Here is a 1,285-nt window from a genome sequence, read left to right on the forward strand (position 1 = left end):
CTGGTCTGCTCCCCGGAAAGTGGCCATTGGTCTAAGTTAGAGTTCGGCTCCAAAACTGGAGCTGAGAATGCCGAGAAAGCGCTATTCCCCTGAAGAGATCATCGCGATGCTGCGTGAGGCGGAGGTTCGTCTCAGCCAGGGCGAGATGGTAGGCCAGATCTGCCGCATGCTGGCGGTGTCGGAGCAGAGTTATTACCGCTGGCGCCGGGAGTACGGCGGGCTGAAAGTCGATCAGGCAAGACGGCTGAAGGATCTGGAGCGTGAGAACCAGAGGCTTCGCAAAGCCGTTGCCGATCTGACTCTGGACGCGATGATCCTGAAAGAGGCTGCAAAGGGAAACTTCTAAGCCCCTCGCGCCGTCGTGCCTGTGTCGACCACGTGGTGAGGGATCTCGGCGTCTCAGTGCGCCGTGCCTGCCATGTGGTCGGCCAGCATCGCTCCACCCAGCGCAAGCAGCCACAGGGCCGGCAGGATGAGGCCGCGCTAACCAGAGCGGTCATTCGCCTGGCTGAGCAATATGGTCGATATGGCTACCGCCGGATCACGGCACTGCTGAATGCCGAAGGTTGGGTGGTGAACGTCAAGCACGTCTATCGCATCTGGCGGCGCGAGGGGCTCAAGGTACCCATGAAGCAACCGAAGCGCGGGCGTCTGTGGCTAGCGGACGGATCGTGTGTGCGGCTGAGGCCGACCCATCGCAACCACGTCTGGTCCTATGACTTCGTGCAGGATCGCACCCATGATGGCAGGGCGTTCCGGATGCTGGTCGTGATCGATGAACACACCCGCGAATGCCTGGCGATCGAGGTCGACCGGAAGCTCAACTCGCAGCGTGTGCTGGATACGCTCGCCGATTTGTTCGTCACGCACGGTCCGCCGGAGCACATACGGTCCGACAATGGGCCTGAGTTCATCGCCACCGCGCTGCGAGACTGGCTGGCAAGGCTCGACGTGAAGACACTCTACATAGAACCGGGCAGTCCATGGGAAAACGGCTATTGCGAGAGCTTCAACTCCAGGCTCAGGGACGAACTGCTGAACGGCGAAATCTTTTACTCGTTGCGGGAGGCACAGGTGCTGATCGAATGGTGGCAACGCCATTACAATCGCCTCCGACCGCACTCCTCGCTCGACTATCGACCGCCGGCACCGCAAGCCGTCTTGCCCGGACCATCCTGGCCGCCGGACCCTGTCGCTGCGTCGGCACATCCGCCGACCTTGACCGCCGGACTCTAACTTACGAGCCTGGCCACCTCGATGGGGCAGACCAAGATCATTGACGCCC

The 1,285-nt window shown here is 61.5% G+C and carries 1 protein-coding gene; it reads left to right on the forward strand.

Annotated elements, in window-relative coordinates:
• The first annotated feature begins 67 nt into the window (after window positions 1-67).
• Window positions 68-1,236, forward strand: a protein-coding gene (locus MUB46_RS24105) for an IS3 family transposase (RefSeq protein ID WP_261618526.1) whose coding sequence is annotated in 2 segments (ribosomal slippage) — window positions 68-338 and window positions 338-1,236 — 1,170 coding nt in all. Because the reading frame shifts where the segments join, the coding sequence is not laid out codon by codon here.
• Window positions 1,237-1,285 lie beyond the last annotated feature (49 nt).

The organism is Microbaculum marinisediminis, from assembly GCF_025397915.1.
In the GTDB taxonomy this organism is placed as follows: domain Bacteria; phylum Pseudomonadota; class Alphaproteobacteria; order Rhizobiales; family Tepidamorphaceae; genus Microbaculum; species Microbaculum marinisediminis.